Raw genomic sequence first — 4612 nt, 5'->3', positions numbered from 1 at the left:
CATCGATACATGTTACAATATATTTTTCATTTTTTTTCATACATAAGTATGATAACTAAAAAATTAAAAATTGACAAATGGAATTATTATAGTAATATATATAGCGTACTATGTAAATATATAGCACGCTATGGAAATGGTGGTGAGGAAAATGTGTGACAATAATGAGATTGGTTTTTATTTTAGTTTAATCAAGAAAAAAATGGATAAACATATGAATGAAGGTTTAAAAAAATATGATTTAACTAAATCTCAACAAGATGTCTTAGGATATCTACATTTTACGGATAAGGATCCAGTCATTCAAAGAGATATAGAAGAGCATTTTCATATTTCGAATCCAACGGTTACAGGAATTTTAAATCGCTTGGAACAGAAGGGGTTTATTGAAAGAAAATTGAATCAAAAGGATAAAAGAGTTCGTGCTATTGTGTTGACTCAAAAAGAGCAGGATCTTCATGAAGATATCGTGAAGCAGATTCGTACAATGGAATCTAGATTTGGAAATGTCTTAGGTGACGAGAAGAAGGTGCAATTGTTAGAAATCTTAAAAGAGCTAGCTGAAAATTTAGAATAATTGAAGATTTAGAATAATGGAGGTTTTATTATGGTCAAGACTTTATTGAATGAAGTTAAAGAATATAAAAAGGATACGTTATTGAGTCCGGTTTATGTTTCAATCGAAGCCATACTTGAAGTGTTTATTCCATTTTTGATGGCATTATTAGTGGATAATGGTATTGAAAAAGGAAATATGGGTTCAATTTGGTTTTATGGGACTTTAATGCTGGTGGCAGCCTTTGTATCTTTATGGGCTGGTGCTAAAAGTGGAAAGCATGCGGCAATCGCATCGAGTGGTTTTGCGAAGAATTTAAGAAAGGCAGAGTATCGTAATATTCAAAACTTTTCTTTTTCAAATATTGACGCTTATTCAACAAGTGGATTAATCACACGTATGATGACGGATGTGACAAATATACAAAATGCATATCAGATGATTATTCGTGTTTGTGTTCGTGCACCATTGATGTTAATCGCATCTTTGATCATGGCTTTTATCATTAATATACGAATGGCAATGATTTTTGTGGTTGCGGTTTTATTTTTGGGAGTCGTTTTGTTTGGAATTATTTTTATTGTAAGTCCTATCTTTAGTCGATTATTTTCTCGCTATGATTTTTTAAATGCGAGTATTCAAGAAAATATTCTAGGCATTCGTGTCGTGAAATCTTTTGTTCGTAAGGATCATGAAATTGAAAAGTTCCGTAATGAAAGTGAGACTATTTTTAGTATTCAAGGGAAAGCGGAAAAAATCTTAGTGTTTAACTCGCCTGTTATGCAGCTTTGTATGTATGGCACAATTCTTTTGATTTCGTGGTTAGGGGCTCATCAAATTGTGGCTCAAAATATGACAACCGGAGAATTGATGTCTTTATTTACATATACTGCAAGTATTTTAATGTCTCTAATGATGATGAGTATGGTTTTTGTCATGGTGACAATGTCGATTGCGAGTGGAAAACGTATTGCCGAAGTATTAAATCAAGAATCCGATTTAACAAGTCCAGAAAACGGAGTTCAAACTGTGGCCAATGGAACCATTGATTTTGAAGATGTTTCATTTCATTATGGAAATGATGAAGATATTTTAAGTCATATTGATTTGCACATTCCTTCAGGATCAACACTAGGAATTCTTGGAGCAACGGGATCTAGTAAATCGAGTTTAGTACAATTGATTCCAAGACTATATGATGTAACACAAGGTAGTGTTAAAGTAGCGGGAATAGATGTTCGTGATTATGATTTAAAAGTATTGCGTGATAATGTGGCCATGGTTCTACAAAAGAATGTTTTATTCTCAGGAACAATCAAAGAGAATATGCGTTGGGGTAATCCAAATGCGACAGATGAAGAGATCATGGAAGCTTGTAAATTAGCGCAGGCGGATGAGTTTATTCAATTAATGCCAAATAAATATGATACGTATATTGAGCAAGGTGGTACGAATGTTTCGGGTGGACAAAGACAGCGTTTGTGTATCGCAAGAGCTATACTAAAGAGTCCTAAAATTTTGATTTTAGATGATTCTACAAGTGCCGTGGATACAAAAACTGATGCTTTGATTCGACAAGCATTCTTAGAGAAGATTCCACATACAACTCGAATCATTATTTCACAGCGTGTTTCAAGTATTCAAGATGCAGATCAGATTTTGGTTATTGATGATGGAAAAATTTCTGGTTTAGGTACGCATGAAGAATTATTAAAATCAAATGCGATGTATAAAGAAACGTTTGAAGCACAAAATAATGGAGGTGATTTTGATGAACAATAGAGATACAAATAGTTTAAAGCGAGTTATTAAAGAAACAATCACTTCTTATAAAATTGAAAGTTTTATTGTGCTTGTATTGATCATTGTATCTAGTATCGCCAATGTATATGGAAGCATGTTTTTAAAGAGCTTGATTGATGATTATATTGTTCCGTTATTATCACAAACAGTTCCAAATTATACGCCTTTATTCAATGCATTAATGGAATTGGTGATGATTTATGGTGTAGGTATCTTAGCTACGTATGGATTTAATCGTATAATGGTAACAATTTCATTGGGTACTTTAAAACATATTCGTGATGAATTGTTTGAACATATGCAGACATTGCCATTGCGCTTCTTTGATACACATGCACATGGGGATATTATGTCTGTTTATACAAATGATACGGATACTTTAAGACAGCTAATTTCTCAAAGTATTCCTCAGGTTATTGTATCTTTAATGACGATTATCTCAGTTACGATTTCCATGTTCATCTTAAATGTTCCATTGGCTGTTTTAACAATCGCATGTGGTTTATTGATGGTGTATACTTCAAAAAAGATTTCGGCAAAATCAGGTAAATACTTTATTGCCCAACAAAAACAATTGGGTGTAGAAAATGGTTTTATTGAAGAAATGATGGAAGGAAGTAAAGTCATTAAAGTTTTTACGCATGAAGAACAAAGTATCAAAGATTTTGATCAAGTAAATGATGCGTTGTTTGAAGCAAGTGCCAATGCGAATACGTTTGCGAATGTTTTAATGCCAATCGTAATGAATATTGGGTACATTTCTTATGTACTTGTTGCGGTAGTTGGTTCTATCTTTGCCCTAAATCATATTGCAGGATTAACATTAGGTGGCATTGCCGCTTTCTTACAGTTAAATCGTAGTTTCACAAATCCAATTGGACAAATTAGTATGCAGCTAAATGCAGTAATAATGGCAGATGCAGGGGCTAAGCGTATTTATGAAATCATAGATACGGAAAGTGAAGTGGATGATGGTATCGTGACTTTAGAACAAATTGATCATAATCACTGGGCTTGGCATCATCCAAGAAAAGATGGACAAGATGAATTGGTTCCACTTCGTGGAGATGTTCGTTTTGAAAATGTAAACTTCTCATATAATCCAGATAAACAGATTTTATTTGATGTTTCTCTATTTGCGAAACCAGGTCAAAAAATTGCCTTTGTAGGAGCTACAGGTGCTGGTAAAACAACAATCACGAATCTAATCAATCGTTTTTATGATATTCAATCGGGTTCCATTACGTATGATGGTATTGATGTAAAACTAATCAAGAAAGCAGATCTTAGAAAATCATTGGGTATTGTATTACAGGATACAAACTTGTTTACTGGTACAATCATGGATAATATTCGTTATGGTCGTTTAGATGCGAATGATGAAGAGTGTATTGCGGCAAGTAAGTTAGCGAATGCACATGAATTTATTAAACACTTAGAACATGGTTATGACACAATGATTCATGCAGGTGGAGAATCTTTATCGCAAGGACAAAGACAACTTTTATCCATTGCACGTGCAGCTGTTGCCAATCCTCCTGTTTTGATTTTGGATGAAGCAACAAGTTCCATTGATACACATACAGAAAGAATCGTTCAGGAAGGTATGGATAAGTTGATGGAAGGAAGAACGGTATTTGTGATTGCACATAGACTTTCAACTATCCAAAATAGTGATGCGATCATGGTGTTAGAACAAGGCCATATTATTGAGCGTGGTAATCATGAGGACTTGTTGAAACAAAAGGGTAAATACTATCAATTGTACACGGGTGCTTTTGAGTTAGACTAAATTTTAAATTTAAGCTTGCATATATTTCGATTATGTTATAAAATATATGCGTTGTCGACGTAGCTCAGCCGGATAGAGCATGCGCCTTCTAAGCGCACGGTCGGGGGTTCGAATCCCTCCGTCGACGCCATCTTATAAATTAAGCCCTTATATAAGGGCTTTTTTTCTGTTTATAGATAGTTTTGAAAACCTTTTTGAAAACCTTTATAAAAAAACAAAGAAACATTACGTCTCTTTGTTACAAATGCTCTGGAATTAATAAAGAATATATAAAACTAGATAGGGATAAATCAACCTTTAAAAGTCATAGGGATTCTAGCTCTGTGATAGAGATAACCTTTAAACACTTTTAGGGTGAACTTTAAAATGGTACCCATAAGGAGGACAACAACGTGACAGTTGTGATACTCACTTGTGGGTATCTTTTTTCGTTGTTTTAAAATAAATATGTCAAGAACCAA

3 protein-coding genes and 1 tRNA gene are annotated in these 4612 nt (G+C 33.7%); all 4 read left to right on the top strand.

What is annotated here, in order from left to right; genetic code table 11:
* Nucleotides 1–151 precede the first annotated feature (151 nt).
* The 4 genes from ACZQCL_RS06675 (at nucleotide 152) to ACZQCL_RS06660 (ending at nucleotide 4281) form a co-directional block, all read left to right on the top strand.
* Nucleotides 152–577 (top strand): MarR family winged helix-turn-helix transcriptional regulator, encoded by a 426-nt coding sequence (locus ACZQCL_RS06675; RefSeq protein WP_158551100.1) that lies wholly within the window; start codon nucleotides 152–154, stop codon nucleotides 575–577.
* 30 nt (nucleotides 578–607) lie between these two features.
* Nucleotides 608–2338, top strand: a complete 1731-nt coding sequence (locus tag ACZQCL_RS06670; protein WP_412345664.1) for an ABC transporter ATP-binding protein — start codon at nucleotides 608–610, stop codon at nucleotides 2336–2338.
* Complete coding sequence (locus tag ACZQCL_RS06665) at nucleotides 2328–4151, top strand: ABC transporter ATP-binding protein (protein ID WP_337619133.1); 1824 nt, start codon at nucleotides 2328–2330, stop codon at nucleotides 4149–4151. Before ACZQCL_RS06670 ends, ACZQCL_RS06665 begins: the two co-directional genes overlap by 11 nt.
* 53 nt (nucleotides 4152–4204) lie before the next feature.
* Nucleotides 4205–4281 (top strand) — tRNA-Arg (locus ACZQCL_RS06660).
* Nucleotides 4282–4612: the final 331 nt, after the last annotated feature.

It is taken from the genome of Holdemanella sp. (assembly GCF_056804935.1).
This window is presented reverse-complemented; position numbering and strand designations above follow the sequence as displayed.